The sequence below is a fragment of the Streptococcus suis genome (genome assembly GCF_019856455.1).
GTDB classification, from domain to species: Bacteria; Bacillota; Bacilli; order Lactobacillales; family Streptococcaceae; genus Streptococcus; species Streptococcus suis_AE.
Window position 1 is genome coordinate 2,148,538 of record NZ_CP082205.1, and the last position, 15,765, is coordinate 2,164,302.

The 15,765-nt window shown below is 40.5% G+C and carries 15 protein-coding genes; 2 read left to right on the forward strand and 13 right to left on the reverse strand.

Annotation, left to right across the window (positions count from 1 at the left end):
- Nucleotides 1–26: 26 nt before the first annotated feature.
- Both K6969_RS10330 and K6969_RS10335 read right to left on the reverse strand, forming a co-directional pair.
- A complete protein-coding gene (locus K6969_RS10330) occupies nt 27–1,067 on the reverse strand; it encodes an ABC transporter permease (RefSeq protein ID WP_171942717.1) in 1,041 nt (346 codons plus the stop codon).
- A complete protein-coding gene (locus K6969_RS10335) occupies nt 1,064–1,798 on the reverse strand; it encodes an ABC transporter ATP-binding protein (protein ID WP_002942356.1) in 735 nt (244 codons plus the stop codon). Before K6969_RS10335 ends, K6969_RS10330 begins: the two co-directional genes overlap by 4 nt.
- Nucleotides 1,799–1,860: 62 nt before the next feature.
- Between K6969_RS10335 and K6969_RS10340 the strand changes: the two genes are divergently transcribed.
- Together K6969_RS10340 and K6969_RS10345 are read left to right on the forward strand one after the other, a co-directional pair.
- Entirely contained in the window at nt 1,861–2,274 is a 414-nt protein-coding gene (locus K6969_RS10340) for an HIT family protein (protein WP_171942718.1), read from the forward strand.
- A gap of 1 nt (nt 2,275) precedes the next feature.
- Nucleotides 2,276–2,605 carry a chemotaxis protein gene (locus K6969_RS10345; RefSeq protein ID WP_171942719.1) on the forward strand — a complete coding sequence of 110 codons (330 nt, stop codon included), beginning with the start codon at nt 2,276–2,278 and terminating at the stop codon, nt 2,603–2,605.
- Between the two features lie 1,471 nt (nt 2,606–4,076).
- On the opposite strand, the gene K6969_RS10350 is transcribed toward K6969_RS10345, so the two are convergent.
- From K6969_RS10350 to K6969_RS10400, 11 genes are all read right to left on the reverse strand, one after another.
- On the reverse strand, nt 4,077–5,198 hold the full coding sequence (locus K6969_RS10350; protein ID WP_061366882.1) for an IS110 family transposase: 1,122 nt from the start codon (nt 5,196–5,198) through the stop codon (nt 4,077–4,079).
- Nucleotides 5,199–5,336: 138 nt separating this feature from the next.
- Nucleotides 5,337–6,530: an LCP family protein gene (locus K6969_RS10355; protein ID WP_029944194.1), complete on the reverse strand. Its 1,194-nt coding sequence runs from the start codon at nt 6,528–6,530 to the stop codon at nt 5,337–5,339.
- Entirely contained in the window at nt 6,527–7,054 is a 528-nt protein-coding gene (locus K6969_RS10360; protein ID WP_029173485.1) for a GNAT family N-acetyltransferase, read from the reverse strand. Before K6969_RS10360 ends, K6969_RS10355 begins: the two co-directional genes overlap by 4 nt.
- A complete protein-coding gene (gene tsaE, locus K6969_RS10365; protein ID WP_029173484.1) occupies nt 7,047–7,487 on the reverse strand; it encodes a tRNA (adenosine(37)-N6)-threonylcarbamoyltransferase complex ATPase subunit type 1 TsaE in 441 nt (146 codons plus the stop codon). The genes K6969_RS10360 and tsaE overlap by 8 nt, the downstream gene beginning before the upstream one ends.
- Before the next feature lie 100 nt (nt 7,488–7,587).
- Nucleotides 7,588–9,252 (reverse strand): DAK2 domain-containing protein, encoded by a 1,665-nt coding sequence (locus K6969_RS10370; RefSeq protein WP_014638614.1) that lies wholly within the window; start codon nt 9,250–9,252, stop codon nt 7,588–7,590.
- A 2-nt stretch (nt 9,253–9,254) separates the two neighbouring features.
- Entirely contained in the window at nt 9,255–9,620 is a 366-nt protein-coding gene (locus tag K6969_RS10375) for an Asp23/Gls24 family envelope stress response protein (RefSeq protein WP_002939192.1), read from the reverse strand.
- Between the two features lie 121 nt (nt 9,621–9,741).
- Nucleotides 9,742–10,644 carry an ABC transporter permease gene (locus tag K6969_RS10380; protein WP_002942329.1) on the reverse strand — a complete coding sequence of 301 codons (903 nt, stop codon included), beginning with the start codon at nt 10,642–10,644 and terminating at the stop codon, nt 9,742–9,744.
- Nucleotides 10,645–10,657: 13 nt separating this feature from the next.
- Nucleotides 10,658–11,614: an oligopeptide ABC transporter permease gene (gene opp4B, locus K6969_RS10385; RefSeq protein ID WP_002942327.1), complete on the reverse strand. Its 957-nt coding sequence runs from the start codon at nt 11,612–11,614 to the stop codon at nt 10,658–10,660.
- A gap of 1 nt (nt 11,615) precedes the next feature.
- Nucleotides 11,616–12,557, reverse strand: a complete 942-nt coding sequence (locus tag K6969_RS10390; protein WP_053866823.1) for an ATP-binding cassette domain-containing protein — start codon at nt 12,555–12,557, stop codon at nt 11,616–11,618.
- Nucleotides 12,558–12,559: 2 nt separating this feature from the next.
- Entirely contained in the window at nt 12,560–13,558 is a 999-nt protein-coding gene (locus tag K6969_RS10395) for an ABC transporter ATP-binding protein (RefSeq protein ID WP_029998976.1), read from the reverse strand.
- A gap of 375 nt (nt 13,559–13,933) precedes the next feature.
- Nucleotides 13,934–15,727: an oligopeptide ABC transporter substrate-binding protein gene (locus K6969_RS10400; protein ID WP_171942700.1), complete on the reverse strand. Its 1,794-nt coding sequence runs from the start codon at nt 15,725–15,727 to the stop codon at nt 13,934–13,936.
- Nucleotides 15,728–15,765: the final 38 nt, after the last annotated feature.

Consider the following 15,765-nt stretch of genomic DNA (forward strand, 5'->3'; position numbering starts at 1 on the left):
TTACTATTTTACTAATTTTCGTCTATTTAGTCAATCAATTTTTTTAATTTTAGAGGCAAATATATTTCATGCAAGAAAATCCCCACGAGAAGTAAGACGACTACCATCGCATTCTCCTTAGAAAATAGCAGAGCAAAGCCCAATTCCACCAGTAATAGACTATATAAAATCACTCTAAGCAAATTCTGAAGACCGATTTTCTTGGAATCTTTCTCCAGAGGGTACAGTTGTGTTACATATTGATAATCATAATGTTTGTAAAGCCCCAACAACTGGAAGACAAGTAAATAATGAAAGACTAAAACTAGGCCGATGGATAACCACGGTTCTTCAATGGCAAATAGGGACAAAATCGCCAACAACAGTAGACGTATCGTCAAGCCCAAGTAGTCTCCTGAACGCAAGAAAGCCCGTAAGTAGAGATAAAACCAAGTCTGTCTCGACTTGACAAGACGCAAGATTCCATTGAGATAGCTTCTCGGTTTAACAGTCGTACTGATTCCTTTAACCGTCGTAAATAAGGCAAAGAAACGTAAAATAGACTGTTTCCTTTTTTGTTCATCTTGAATAGCCTTAGACCAGTCCAATACTCCCTGTGACTGATAAGCCACTAATTGGCGCTTGACAAAAAGACATTTTAAAACCAATAAAGTAAGAAGACCAGCTACAATCATCCACACCGGTAAACCCAGTTTCAAATAGATTGGTAACAAAACAAGCTGAACCACCACCTGTATAGAGGACCAAAACAAGACCGTGCGTCTGGCTGCACCCTCGAGTCCTTGCAGAATGTCTTTTTCCTTGGTCAATAGGAAGATTTGATCAGCTTCTTCTAGATAAGTCGCAATTCTTCCGGACACTAGTACCAGTAGACTGATTGCAATAACCACAAAAACAATCGGCAACGGATTCTCAGGGAATAACAACAATAATTGACGGTATTGCAAACTCAAAAAGCCTAGCAAAACCATGAGAACCAAAACAAAATGGTCATTCAGAACATAGCGCAGATACTTGGAACAACGATTTAAAAAATCTAGTCGGCGTTGTTGAAACAATTCTTTCATCCAGCCACTCCTTCTTGCGTCAAGGCCAGATAAATTTCATTCAGACTTGCACCATCCATACCAAATGCGCTTTGTAGCTCCTCCAAATTTCCAGTTGCACGAACCTGTCCCTGATGTAAAATCACAAAAGAGTCGCACATTTTCTCAGCTGAGTCAAGAACGTGAGTGGACATGAGAATGGAAGTGCCCTTAGATTTTTCTTCCTCCAAAAGAGCGATTAAATCAGAGATAGCCACAGGGTCTAATCCCAGAAAAGGCTCATCAACAATCAACAGACTCGGCTCCACCATAAAAGCACAAATAATCATGACCTTCTGCTTCATTCCCTTTGAAAAATTGACAGGAAACCAGTCCAATTTCTCATCCAAGCGAAACAGTTTTAACAAGTGCTCAACACGTCCCCAAGCTTGCTCCCAGGATAAATCATAGGCCATTGCTACCACTTCCAAGTGCTCTTTGAGGGTTAGTTCTTCATACAAACTTGGTGTTTCAGGGATAAACCCAATCTTCTTCCGATAATTTTCAGCCCCTTGTAGCAAAGTTAGGCCGTCAATTGCAATCTGTCCTTGATAGGGGGTCAAAAGACCGATAATTTCCTTAATAGTCGTTGATTTCCCTGCACCATTTAAACCAATTAGACCAACTAATTGACCATCCTCAACGGTAAAAGATACATCTTTCAAAACTGGGATATTGACATATCCTCCAGTTACATTTTTTACTTCTAACATACATTTCTTCCTACAATTTGATATAATTATTATAACAAAAATCCTAGAAAGAGGTTGCCATTATGTCGGATTGTATTTTTTGCAAAATTATCTCTGGAGAAATACCAGCTTCAAAAGTCTACGAAGATGACCAAGTATTAGCCTTTTTAGACATAACTCAGGTCACAAAAGGACACACATTGGTTGTCCCTAAAAAACACTACCGAAACGTGCTTGACATGGATGAAGAAGCTGCAGCCACACTCTTTTCTATTGTGCCAACCATCGCTCGCCAGTTAAAAGAAAAACTTGGAGCTAGTGGTCTAAACATCGTTAATAATAACGAGGAGGCCGCTGGGCAAACCGTCTTTCATACACACTTCCATCTCTTACCACGCTTTAACAATCAAGATGGATTGAGCATTCAATTTAAAGCCAACGACCCTGACTTCCCAACCCTGGCTCAACTGGCACAAGAGCTCTATCTAGGAGAATAATATGAAACTTCGTAATATCATTTTAGCCGTAAGCGCCGCTACCGCCAGCTTCCTTGCAGTCACGCATCGGGATAAAATCGCTAAAGAAGTACAGGAAACCAAACAACTTCTATCAGATATTCAACTGAGCAAGAACAATATTCAGGAACAACTTGCCATTATCCAAAGTTTTCAAGAACCCTTGCAGGAAATGGCTTCTGACTTACAATATAAGACTCGAGTCTATCAGCAAAGTATTGCAGGAAACTTGGAAGAAATCCAACAGATTCTCAAAAAATACCAGAATGAGAATAGCACGAGACTAGGCAAAAAAACCAGCGCCACTTCTTAGAGTTCGTGTCAACGCCTCAGCGCAGTGGTTGATTGGGTTTAACAGTCCAGTGGACTGTTTGAACTCGTCTTGCCTGATTTTGTAAAAGTGACTTGCTTTGCAAGTATTATCTCCCACCTTGCACAGTCCATTGACTGTGCAAGCAATCTGGGGGATACGAATAGTCCAGTGGACTATTCGTACCTGAGCCTGAAAACAAAAAAGCGAAGTACATCAGCTGGTCACCTAGAAATAAGAAAGCATTGAGTTATGCCTGCGGCTCATTGCCTCATACTAAAAGCCTATAAAAATAGAGGTCGTTTACAACCTCTATTTTTATAGGCTTTTAGTACTCGCTCGTCAAAGTATAGTCGAATGAATTAGCTTTCAGACAAGGAACTGAGGTGCAGGCTGTACTATAGTACGGCAAGCCGAAAGTGACGATGTATCAAAGTTAATTCAAATGACTGATATGTAAAGCCCTTTGTCAAGTAAAAACAATCGAACTGATTAAAAAATGAAAAGTATCTAGAAAGAGCCTAGTTCTTAGCTTCGGGCATTGGCCACTCTGATATTCGTGGATTGGTTACCTACAGGTCAATGGTTCTGCCGCGAGTCCTACTCTCTATAAGCGTGGATCACAATTGTGCCACTTAGTCGTTTCGTAGATGACTCAAACCTTGAAGTCCTAAACTCCTTCAAGATACTTTCCATTCAAACATGATTTCAATCCTTATTTCTGTCCAAATTCACCCAGTGATTTTGGATAGAAATAGGGATTCCTCATCGCTCTGATATGTAAAGCCCTTTGTCAAGTAAAAACAATCGAACTGATTAAAAAATGAAAAGTATCTAGAAAGAGCCTAGTTCTTAGCTTCGGGCATTGGCCACTCTGATATTCGTGGATTGGTTACCTACAGGTCAATGGTTCTGCCGCGAGTCCTACTCTCTATAAGCGTGGATCACAATTGTGCCACTTAGTCGTTTCGTAGATGACTCAAACCTTGAAGTCCTAAACTCCTTCAAGATACTTTCCATTCAAACATGATTTCAATCCTTATTTCTGTCCAAATTCACCCAGTGATTTTGGATAGAAATAGGGATTCCTCATCGCTCTGATATGTAAAGCCCTTTGTCAAGTAAAAACAATCGAACTGATTAAAAAATGAAAAGTATCTAGAAAGAGCCTAGTTCTTAGCTTCGGGCATTGGCCACTCTGATATTCGTGGATTGGTTACCTACAGGTCAATGGTTCTGCCGCGAGTCCTACTCTCTATAAGCGTGGATCACAATTGTGCCACTTAGTCGTTTCGTAGATGACTCAAACCTTGAAGTCCTAAACTCCTTCAAGATACTTTCCATTCAAACATGATTTCAATCCTTATTTCTGTCCAAATTCACCCAGTGATTTTGGATAGAAATAGGGATTCCTCATCGCTCTGCGATGATAAAACTTAATGGTCAAAAGTGTACATGAAAACAAGCGCTAACTTCAAGCTATTCTTCCTGTCATCATCCCCCAAATAAAACCAGACAATTCTCGTGCAATAGCTGTTTTAGCAACATTTTGTTTCTTATTTTTTCCTAGAACAAGTGTGCGATAACGTCTTCTTAAGCGTTCATTAGCCTTATCCGCATAAGCAATCACCTCCACTCGGTTTCCACTTTGTCTCCTTTTCAATTCTTTGGATTTATACCCAATCGTCCCCTTAGCCAATGATTGTGCAGCTTCTATCAGAAGTCGTCTCACATGGCTATTCCCAGCTTTGGTGATAGCACCTCTTCTCTCCTTGTCGCCGCTAGAATTTTCGCTAGGAGTTAGCCCAAGATAAGAAGCAAAATGTTGAGCTGTCGCAAAGCGATTAAAATCACCGATTTCTGTCACAATGGAAAGAGCAGTTAGTGTTTTAATGCCAATAAAGCAAGAAAGCCGTGAGACCTTCTCTTGATAACTGTCGCTTTGACCCAGTTGCTCAATTCGTGCATCATACCGTTCTATTTGATCTACTAATTTCTCATAGGTCAATAGATATTCTGTCAAAATCTCTGCGTAAAGTCCCTCAGGTTTTAGGGAACGGAGCCAGCGAACATGTTTCTGTGTCCAATTACTGCTTCCCTCGGTATAGCGAAAATCATGTCGGAGACAGAAGGCAAGAATTTGTTGTTTGATTTTCTTCAGAGCCACTTTGTGGTCTGTTCTCATGCGGATATATTCTTTGACTTGTTCATCCTCAACAGTAGGAATATGAACAGGCCGATAGCTACGAAAGGCCAGAGCTTTTGCGAGCTGAGCTGCATCTTTTTTATCAGTCTTAACACGCTTAGATCCTTCCTTCATCACCGTTGTAGGCGCCATCACGATACAGGGAATCCCGTGAGCTTGTAGCTGGTGATATAGGGTAAATCCAAGACATCCGGCTTCGTAGCCACATAACACTTCTGCATCTTGACCATATAAACGACGAAGCTCATTCACATAGTTCACAATATAGCTAACATTTGGACCAACTTTAGTGCTATGTTTGAATTGATTCGCCATCATATCATAATAGCAGAGTGAAAAACTTTCTTTGTGAACATCCATTCCGATGAAAAGTGTGGTAAAATGAAACATATAAGACCTCCAATTGAGTGTGGTAATTCCTGTTAGAAGTTGATTGTTTTTTTATTCTAGTGTACAGGTAAATCCACGAATTCTCAACTGGGGGTCTTTACATATTGTCTATAATAAAAGAAAAACTGAATGACTACATTATTGCGACCCGTTTTCATCACCAAGTACTGGCTCTGTTGAAAAATCGGTTACCTGCTCTTCTGTTGTCACAGTCGTAGTAGCCGATGGACTCCCTATTTCTGGATCCAAGCTTTCTGCCCATGGACTTGCTTCTAACAGCAAGAGATTTGTATATACATCATAAACGTTTATTGGACTTGGCAATCCCATCTGTCCTTCGTAGACCTTCACATTTGTGACTAAGTCGGTCTTTTCTTCTAAGCCGATAGATTTTTTCAGAATATTTTGCATTTCCAATAGATGTTCACTGGTTGGTAATTGATAATAGATTTCATCAACCATTTGGTCCACACCGCGCAACTGATAGGAATTCAACTTAGAGACCGAGTCTTTATAACCCAGGAGGCTTGGAATTGTCGCAGGACTAATCTCAATGTTGGTTCGCATATTATTGGAGATGGCAGTCAGAATCTTCTTATACTGGGTCAAACCATCTAACTGGAGGAGTTTTTTTATAATAGCCGTGATAACTTCTCGTTGGCGTCTCTGACGTCCGATATCCCCCTCAGGATCATCATAACGCATCCGAGCATAAACCAGCGCCTGATCCCCATTTACCAACTGTTTCCCCGGCTGGACAATAGAGGTGTAGGCAGGCTCATGTTCTGAAATGGATATAGGGAAGCCAAGAGTATTGTTTACCTCAATACCTCCAACCGCATCAACAAGCTCAACCAGACCATCCATATTTATTTCGATATAGCGGTCAATGGTAATATCCATCATCTTTTCGATCGTGGCAATGGCCATCGGTGCCTGTCCGTAGCTATAAGAATGATTTAGTTTTTCAACCGTTCCTGAAGACTCCCCGTTCGCTTCTGCAATTTCAACCATAATATCACGAGTCAAGCTCATCATATTGGTTTCCTTAGTCTTGGGATTAACAGTTACCAAAATCATCGAATCACTACGGCCACCCTCCCAATCTCCCCCGCGGGTCGCTTGGTCCATATCCACCCCCATCAGTAGGATAGTTAGGGGCTCTGTCGCATCAATAGGAGTGATTTCTTCCTCTCCATCTAGCTGCTTATAGGTTTTTGAAATAGTACCTGTAGAAAAATTTAACAAGCTGGCCCCGTATATTAAGCCGGCACCTAGTGTTAAACCAACAATAGCCAAAGACATTAAGAATATTTTTTTTCCAATTGTCATACTTCACCAATTAACTTGCCCATATAATAAAGAACAAGCCATTCTCCTTCATCTGTTCTAGCCCCACGTATCTGGGTTCCTTCAATGTTGAATCCTAGTTTTTGGTATAAATGTACTGCCGCCTGATTGCGAACCTGAACCGTTAATTCCAAACGCTTCAATACATCCATTTCCTCTGCCCAATGTAATACTTCCTCCAGTAAAATCGTCCCTAGACCGTGACCCCAGTAGGCTTTTTTTACTGCAATAAAAATATTTCCGATATGGCTAATGCGAAACTGCTTAGAGGACTTAACAGAAATTGCGCCGACGACTTCCGAACCAACCTTAGCCAACAGGCACAATTCACGAGGATTTTCAATTCCTGCTTCGAAGATGGTCTCCATTTCATCAACACTAAATCGAAAACCAGTCTCATCCATGACCAGATAATCCGTTTCTCTAGCAACTTGATTCATAAAATCAATAAAAGCTGCTGCATCAGCTGGTTCAGCTTCACTAAAATACACTTCTTTTTCAGACATTTTGGAACTCCTTCGCTAAATCACTACTTTGAGCTCCATAAGATTCGACTGTCAATCGTCGACCATCTCCCTCTTTCTCTATACGAATGAGCAAATAGTCATCAAATAGACTGACATCCAGTAATTCTCCCCACTCGATAACCGTTAGACCTCCTCCATAGAGAAAATCATCCAAATCAATCGAGTCAGGGTCATCTCCAATTCGATAAACATCTAAGTGATAGAGTGGCATGGTCCCCTCATACTCTCGAACGATCGTATAAGTAGGACTCTTAATCATCTGTTCAATTTTTAACCCCTTGGCCAAACCCTTGGTCAGAGTTGTTTTCCCAGCACCCAAATCCCCTGATAATACTAGAACTTGATTTGGCTTACAGGCTTTTCCAATTCTCTCACCAATGGCAATCAATTCATTTTCATTCTGACTATACATGTCTTTAATTATACCATAGCCCCAGTAGTTTGTCATAGGTCTACTGGAAATTGTAGACAAGTCGACAGAAAAAATCGCAAGCCAGAGCCTGCGATTTTGTTTATTCTACGCTGAAAAGATATGGGTAGACTGGTTGATTTCCTTGATGGATTTCGACCTCAACATCTTCAAATTGTTCTTCTAGCTGTTCAGCAAGAGTTTGAGCGAGTTCCTCATTACCATCTTCACCGATATAGATCGTTACGATTTCACTATCTTCATCGAGCATTTTCTCAAATGTAGCGACAAGTGTTTCCATCATATCTGGATTAGAAACCACAATCTTGCCATCAACCATACCAAGGTTGTCATTCTCATGGATTTCAAGACCGTCAATGGTTGTATCGCGGACTGCAGTTGTCACGCTACCACTTTTCACCTCTGCGAGAGATGCCGTCATCGCTTCAAAGTTGCTTTCCAAATCACGACTTGGATCAAAAGCAAGCAAGCTAGTAAAACCTTGTGGTAGGGTCTTAGTTTCCACAACCTTAACCGCAACTTCTGCAACCTCAGCAGCCGTCTGAGCAGCCATCAAGATATTTTTGTTGTTTGGCAACAAGATGACATTGCGGGCATTGACCAATTCAATAGCATTGACAAAATCTTCTGTTGATGGGTTCATGGTCTGACCACCTGAAATCACATAGTCAACACCTTGTGATTTGAAGATTTCTGTCAAACCTTCCCCAGCAGCTACCGCAATAATAGCATACTCTTTTTGTTCAGCCGGTTTTTGGAAACTTTCTTCTTTCTCAACCTGAGCTTCATGTTGCTCACGCATATTGTCCACTTTTACCTTGACCAAGCTACCGTATTGAAGACCTGCCTGCATGACCAAGCCTGGATCTTCTGTATGGACGTGGACTTTAACGATTTCATCATCGTTGACAACTAGGAGGGAATCTCCAAGGTCGTTTAGGTAGTTACGGAATTCTTCATAATCAAAGTCCTTGACATAAGTAGGACCCTGGCGAAGAGCTACCATGATTTCTGTACAGTAACCAAAGGTAATATCTTCCGTCGCTACATGACCTGCAACTGACTTGTGGTGCTCAGCATTGATCATTTCAGACATAACAGCAGGTGTCGCCTCAAAATCTTCCGAAGCAATGTACTCGCCTGTCAAAGCTGACAAGAAGCCTTCGTAGATATAGACCAGACCTTGACCACCTGAATCGACAACACCAACTTCCTTCAATACTGGAAGCATCTCTGGCGTTTTCTTAAGAGCACGATTAGCACCGTCAAGAGTGGCACGCATGACCTCAACCGCATCATCAGTCTCTTCTGCCTTTTTCAAAGCGGCAGTGGCTGCCCCACGCGAAACAGTAAGAATTGTACCTTCAACTGGCTTCATAACGGCTTTATAAGCCACTTCTACACCATGTTGAAAGGCTTGCGCCAAATCCTTACCGTCCAATTCAACCTTGCCTTTAACAGATTGACCAAAACCACGGAACAATTGCGACGTAATAACACCTGAGTTTCCACGAGCTCCCATCAACAAGCCCTTAGAAAGAATTTGCGCAACTTCTCCAACAGTAGAAGCAGACTTATCTGCTACTTCTTTAGCACCATTAGTAATAGTCATCCCCATATTGGTACCAGTATCCCCATCTGGAACAGGGAAAACATTTAGTGAGTTCACATATTCGGCTTGTTTATTCAGACGAGTTGATGCTGCTTGCACCATTTCTTGAAATAAACTAGTTGTAATTTTAGACACAATTATTCTCCTACGACTTTGATATTTTGGATAAAGACATTGACGGCATCTACAGAGATACCTAGTTGATTTTCCAAGTTGAACTTAACGCGTTCTTGGATGTTGCGAGATACTTCACTGATTTTTACACCGTAGCTCATCACAGTATAAACATCGACTGCAATGCGACCATCTTCCAAGGTCTTAATCACAACACCTTTAGAATAATTTTCTTTTCTCAAAAGTGCTTGAAAATTATCCTTGATCGCAGACTTACTAGCCATCCCAACAACACCGAAAATCTCAGTCGTAGCACCGCCAACAACTGTGGCAATCACGTCATCAGTCAATTCAATTTGGCCGTCTTTAGTATTGATTTTAACAGTCATAATTCCTTACCTCAAATAGTTTTATCACTCCATTTTACCACATTTTCTGCTTTCTGTAAAAAACAAGCTTGTTACATCGGATTTTACAAAAAAAGAGTTCCCAAAGGAACCCTTTTCACAATTAACCTAAACGCTGCTTAGCATCTGCTGCACGTTGGAAAGCTTGTCCGACATAGTTGATACAGAGCATCATCACAAGGATGAAGATAGCTGCTGGCAACCAAATCCATGTCTTGTTTTCCAAAATATCTGCATTGCGGGCATTGGCAATCAAGGTACCCAAACTTGGTACTGTTGATGGTAGACCGAAACCAAGATAAGTCAACGAAGTCTCAATACCGATATTTCCCGCAAAATTCAAGGTCAAGTTAACGATAATCAATGAACTTAAGTTTGGTAAGATTTCACGGAACATAATCATGAAGTCGCTTGTTCCCAATGTTTTTGATGCATTGACATAATCCAAGCTTGCCTCTGACAAAGTCCTTGTACGGAATAGACGAGCCTTGGCCGTCCAATAAAAGGCACTCATGATGAGAATGAAGTGATAGATCGTATAGTTCTTGATAACTGTCACGAACACAATGATCAACATAGTCACTGGCAAAATCATGATGAAATCGACAATACGCATCAAGAATCCGTCCAAACGACCACCGTAATAACCAGAAATCAGACCGATAGAGATACCAACAATACTAGTAATAATCGTAATGGTAAAACCGATAATGATCGAGTTACGAGCACCGATAATCAGCTGACCAAAGATATCTTTACCACCTTCATCTGTCCCCAAGATATAGCCGTTAACACCTGGTTCCAAGTAACGTCCCAAAAGGTTGACTTTCATGACTTGTTCTTGATCCAACAGAAGCGCTCCGATAAAGACTGCCAAGAGAACCGTCACTAAGATAATTAATGAGGTCAATGCAAGTCGATCCTTCATAAACTCCCGCGCGATGACACGGAAGCCACCTGGAGGAGTTGAAGCAGATTGTACTTGTTTTTTATTTTCTTTACTCACCTTACTCCTCCTTCTATTTCACACGGATACGTGGATCCACGATACTCATGATAATATCTGAAATCAATGTCCCCAACAAGGTACCCATACCAAATATCAACAACAAAGCCAAGATGACACTATAGTCACGACTAGAAATAGAGTTATAGAATAACTGACCGATACCTGGATAAGTGAAAATATTTTCAATGAAGATAGAACCACCAATCAATCCTGTCAATTCATAGCCCAAGAAAGATGCAATTGGCAAGATAGAATTACGGAAGATATGACGGTTATAAACAACTCTCTCGGGAACACCTTTGGCACGAGCTGTACGAACATAGTCCTGACTCTTCGCATCGATAATCCCCGTACGAAGATATTGAATAGTTACTGTTGTTGACAAAATTGCCATTGTAATCGCTGGCAGAATCATATGGTGTAAGCGACTGAGAATGGCTGCAAATCCTTCTACACCACCGTCAATCGACCCACGTGTTGGGAACCAACCCAAACTAAAGCCAAACATCCAAAGCATAAGGATAGCAAAAACGAAAGTTGGAGTTGAAAATGTCAAAAAGTTATACACGCCAATGATTTTATCTGCAAGCGAGTTTTGGTAACGACCTGCAATCATCCCCAATGGAAGGGCAATCAAATAAGTCAACACCATCGTCAATAAAGACAACCAAATAGTGTTGTTTAAACGTTGCATGATAACATCAACAACTGGTTGTTTAAAAATAACACTCTGACCAAAATCTCCTTGCAAAAGATTGCCTACCCAACGGAAATACTGAACAGGGATTGGGTCATAATAACCTGCCGCAATCCGTTTTTGTTCAATGATTGCTGGATCAATATTGGGGTCAATCAATCCTGTAAAGGGATCCCCCGGCATCATCTTCGCAACAAAGAACGCAATGACACTCAAAATAATAATCTGCGGAATCATCATGAGTAAACGACGTAATACTGTTTTCCACATCTTAGTTCTGACCTCCTTCTGGAAGGGCTACTTGATGAGTTTCTGAGAAGGATCTCAAATCGTACACACGACCGTTTTCATCATAGTATTGACCTTGCATTTCTTGATATTCTTTTTCAGCAGCCAAACGCTTTTCTTTATTCTTCAATCGATTGAGTGGGTCAATCGTTGGAATAGCTGACAACAAACGTTTAGTGTAAATATGTTGTGGATTATTATAAATATCGTTCTTATTTCCTGTCTCTACGAAACGTCCGCGATACATGATGAACAATTCATCACACATGTGTTGTACAACACCGAGGTCATGGGAAATAAAGAGATAGCTAAGCTTGAACTCATCTTGGATACGTTTCATATAGTTCAAAACCTGTGCCTGAACAGACAAATCCAAGGCAGAAACCGGCTCATCAGCAATAATCAAACGAGGGTTACTAGCCAAGGCACGAGCAACACCAATACGCTGACGCTGACCACCTGAGAATTCATGAGGATATTTAATCAGGGCTTCTTCATTTAGACCGATTGTATCCAAGAGATGAAGAACCTTTTTCTTTTCTTCATCTGGAGATAAGCGGTCAAAGTTACGGATTGGCTCCGCAATGATGTCCAAAATACGTTTTTTCGGGTTAAAACTTGAAAGAGAATCTTGGAAAATCATTTGAACATCACGATTAAAGTTTCCTTTTTTACCACGTGATTTGTTGGTTACATTTTGTCCTTCATAGATAATCTGACCAGAAGTGGCACGCTCTAAACCGATAATTGCCTTACCAATGGTCGATTTCCCAGAACCTGACTCACCTACCAAACCATAGGTTTTTCCTTCCTCAAACTCAATATTAACGCCATCGACAGCATAGACATGATCCGTCACACGGTTAAAGAAGCCACTACGAATTGGATAATGGACTTTTAAATCTTTTACTTCAATAAATCCCACTATTAGGCCTCCCCTTCAAAATAGAATGTCTCATGGCAGGTACAACGAACAAAGTGATTTGGACCTACCTCGTGCATGCTCGGATTCTCTTCATGAGCCTCTGCTCCAATCCACGGAATACGTGGAGCAAAACGGCAACCTTTACGAACCATTTTTGTAATCGGCGGCACAATACCTTCAATAACATGAAGATCGCCTCCTTCGCTACCTGATTGAGGATTTGACTTCAAGAGCGAACGTGTATATGGATGTTTTGGATTGGTAAAGAGCTCTTCTACTGGCGCTACTTCGACAAACTGACCACCGTACATGACAGCCACACGATCAGCAGTCTCTGCAACTACTCCCAAGTCATGGGTAATCAAAATAATACCCGAACCTGTCTCCGATTGAATATCATTTAAGAGATCCAAGATTTGTGCTTGAATTGTAACATCCAAGGCCGTTGTAGGTTCGTCCGCAATAATAATTGGCGGTTTACAAGACAAGGCCATCGCAATAATGATACGCTGACGCATACCACCTGAAAGCTCATGTGGATACTGTTTAAATGTCCGCTTAGGATTTGGAATACCTACCTGAGCCAAGAGTTCCAAAACTCGCTCTGTACGAGCATTGGTATCCAAATCAGTGTGATAGAACAGCGCCTCATCAATCTGTGCACCAATCGTCATCAATGGATTCAAAGAAGCCAAAGGATCTTGGAAAATCATACCAATATCATTACCACGTACCGTATTGTACTTGGCTTCATCCATACCAATCAATTCCATATCATTGTACTGGATACTTCCTGTGATTTTGGTATTCAAAGGGTTATGCAAGCCCATAATGGTCGTTGCCAAAGTTGATTTACCACAACCAGATTCCCCTACAATTGCCAAAATTTCATTTTTTTGCAATGAGATGTCAACACCGTCAACAGCGTCAAAATAATCATCTCCAATACGGAAACCGACGTGTAAATCTTTAATGTCTAAAAGCGGTTTTTCGGTAGCCACGCTTTTTCCTCCTTTATGTGCCAGCTAATCAAGCTCAATCAATTCAATATCCTTACGATTATCAAGTTCATATAATGTTTGATTAACTGACTTTATATAACTACTCTAGAATAACATATTTCTATCAATTATCGTTTGATAGCGGTTACCCAGAAGTAAAAAATGTACTATATCCAATCATAAATCAAGACCATCCCTATTACTGTCTCAATTAGAAATTGAGTAGGTTAATGTGATCCATCTTGAGTTTTTGTTAGTAGTGACTCATTTTTTGTGTACTGAGTCTACTATACCATAATTATCAGAAAATTCCAATAGCAATCTGAAAAAAGCCAACCAAGTTGGCTTTTTCAAATTCTATTGTCTTCTTGCAGACTATTCTGCTACTACACCTTTATCAGCTGTAAGTTCGATATTTTCAAGAGCGATACCTTTACCTGAAGCTGAACCATAGTTAGAATCATAGTTTTTCACACGTTTGTTAAGGGCTGTGATTGACTCAGATTCAAATGTTGGAATAGCAAATGCTTGCTCGTGAGCATATTTTTGCCAAGCCTTATAGTTCTCAACATTTTTCTTATCGTCAAATGATTCTGTTGAGCTGATTGCATTCAACAACTTAGTATTTTCATCAGACACGAAACGTGACATGTTGAAGGCTGCGATTGGACCCCAAAGTCCTGTTGGGTTTGGATCGTAACCTGTTGACCATCCACCAGCATACATATCAATAGCAGCATCATTAGCCTGAACTGAGTTATAGAACGACTTACCTTCAACTGTACGTCCTGTGTAAAGTTCAACGTTCAAGCCAACTTCTTTCCACCAAGCAATGTATTGTTGTACAAGTGCTTCGTTTGCTTCCGTACGTTTACGAGCTGCAAAGGTAATCTTGAACTCTTTACCATCTTTACCTTCACGGATACCATCGCCATCTACGTCTTTGTAGCCAGCTTCTTCCAAGAGTTTTTTCGCTTTTTCAGGATCGTATGAATAGCCTTCCAACTCTGAATCATGAATATCGCCGAAGAATGAGATAATCAATGAGTTTGCAGGGTGGTAAAGACCATTGTACAATGACTCACCAGCTGTCTTAGTATCAATCGCATAGGCAATTGCTTGACGAAGTTTCACATCATTCATCTTAGCATTTTCATCCATGACGTTTTTCTTAGCAGACTCGTCATATTTACCAAAATTAAATGAAATGTATTCATAAGCTGAGTCCAAAGAACCAACGATATTCAAGTTAGAAGCATCCTTGTATGAATCCAACTGGTCAACAGGCATATCTGCGATGTCATAGTTACCAGCTTTCATTTCAGAAACAATAGTATCTGGAGATACGATGTCAATCTTCAATGAGCTTGTTTTTGGCGTTGTACCTTTGAAGAAGTATTCGTTTGGTACATAAGTGATAGACTCACCGTTTACGATTTCCTTGATTTTCCAAGGTCCCATACCAACAAGTTTAGCTGTACGTGAGTACTCGCTCTTTTCCCAATCTGCAACAGGGATGTCTTTATAGATATGTTCTGGTTGGATATAGGCAGGTACATCACCACCGGCATACATCATAGAAGGTGACATTTCTTTTACAGTCAATTCTACTGTGTAGTCATCAATTTTCTTAAGACCTGAGATATCTGAAGCAGTTCCAGCAACAAATTCATCCATACCCACAATGTTCAAGAATCTATCATCAAAACGAACACCTGTATAGTCTTTGCTTGCCATTGACTTGATAGTAAAGATGTAGTCATTGATTGTAAATGGCTCACCATCTGACCACTTGTAATCTTTACCTGTCAAACTAACAGTGATTTTCTTACCTTTTACATCAAATTCAGCTTTAGCAAGACCAGAATCATCTAACTTACGATCTCCATCGTAACCAAACATTGAAATATCAACCATTCCACCAAATGTTGAGTCAGTTGTATTTTCAGTCAACTCGTCAATCAAGAGACCTGATGAAGTTGTAGCTGAAACAAATGCATATTTCAATTGAGCATCTGCGACTGCTGTTCCATCTTGTTTTACTTCAGATGGGAATGACAAGTTTTGTTCTGATGAACTTGATGACGACTTAGCACCACAAGCTGCTAAAACAGATGCAGATAAGAGTGTGATACCTGCTAAGGCAAAGAGTTTTGTTGTCTTTTTCATAAAACACCTCTGTTTTTCTTTTTCTTTGACACTGATTA

Excerpts from the sequence above, each read along its gene's own strand:
- K6969_RS10330 (WP_171942717.1), bottom strand. The coding sequence starts at position 1,067 with ATGAAAGAATTGTTTCAACAACGCCGACTAGATTTTTTAAATCGTTGT.
- K6969_RS10335 (WP_002942356.1), bottom strand. The coding sequence starts at position 1,798 with ATGTTAGAAGTAAAAAATGTAACTGGAGGATATGTCAATATCCCAGTT.
- K6969_RS10340 (WP_171942718.1), top strand. The coding sequence starts at position 1,861 with ATGTCGGATTGTATTTTTTGCAAAATTATCTCTGGAGAAATACCAGCT.
- K6969_RS10345 (WP_171942719.1), top strand. The coding sequence starts at position 2,276 with ATGAAACTTCGTAATATCATTTTAGCCGTAAGCGCCGCTACCGCCAGC.
- K6969_RS10350 (WP_061366882.1), bottom strand. The coding sequence starts at position 5,198 with ATGTTTCATTTTACCACACTTTTCATCGGAATGGATGTTCACAAAGAA.
- K6969_RS10355 (WP_029944194.1), bottom strand. The coding sequence starts at position 6,530 with ATGACAATTGGAAAAAAAATATTCTTAATGTCTTTGGCTATTGTTGGT.
- K6969_RS10360 (WP_029173485.1), bottom strand. The coding sequence starts at position 7,054 with ATGTCTGAAAAAGAAGTGTATTTTAGTGAAGCTGAACCAGCTGATGCA.
- tsaE (WP_029173484.1), bottom strand. The coding sequence starts at position 7,487 with ATGTATAGTCAGAATGAAAATGAATTGATTGCCATTGGTGAGAGAATT.
- K6969_RS10375 (WP_002939192.1), bottom strand. The coding sequence starts at position 9,620 with ATGACTGTTAAAATCAATACTAAAGACGGCCAAATTGAATTGACTGAT.
- opp4B (WP_002942327.1), bottom strand. The coding sequence starts at position 11,614 with ATGTGGAAAACAGTATTACGTCGTTTACTCATGATGATTCCGCAGATT.
- K6969_RS10400 (WP_171942700.1), bottom strand. The coding sequence starts at position 15,727 with ATGAAAAAGACAACAAAACTCTTTGCCTTAGCAGGTATCACACTCTTA.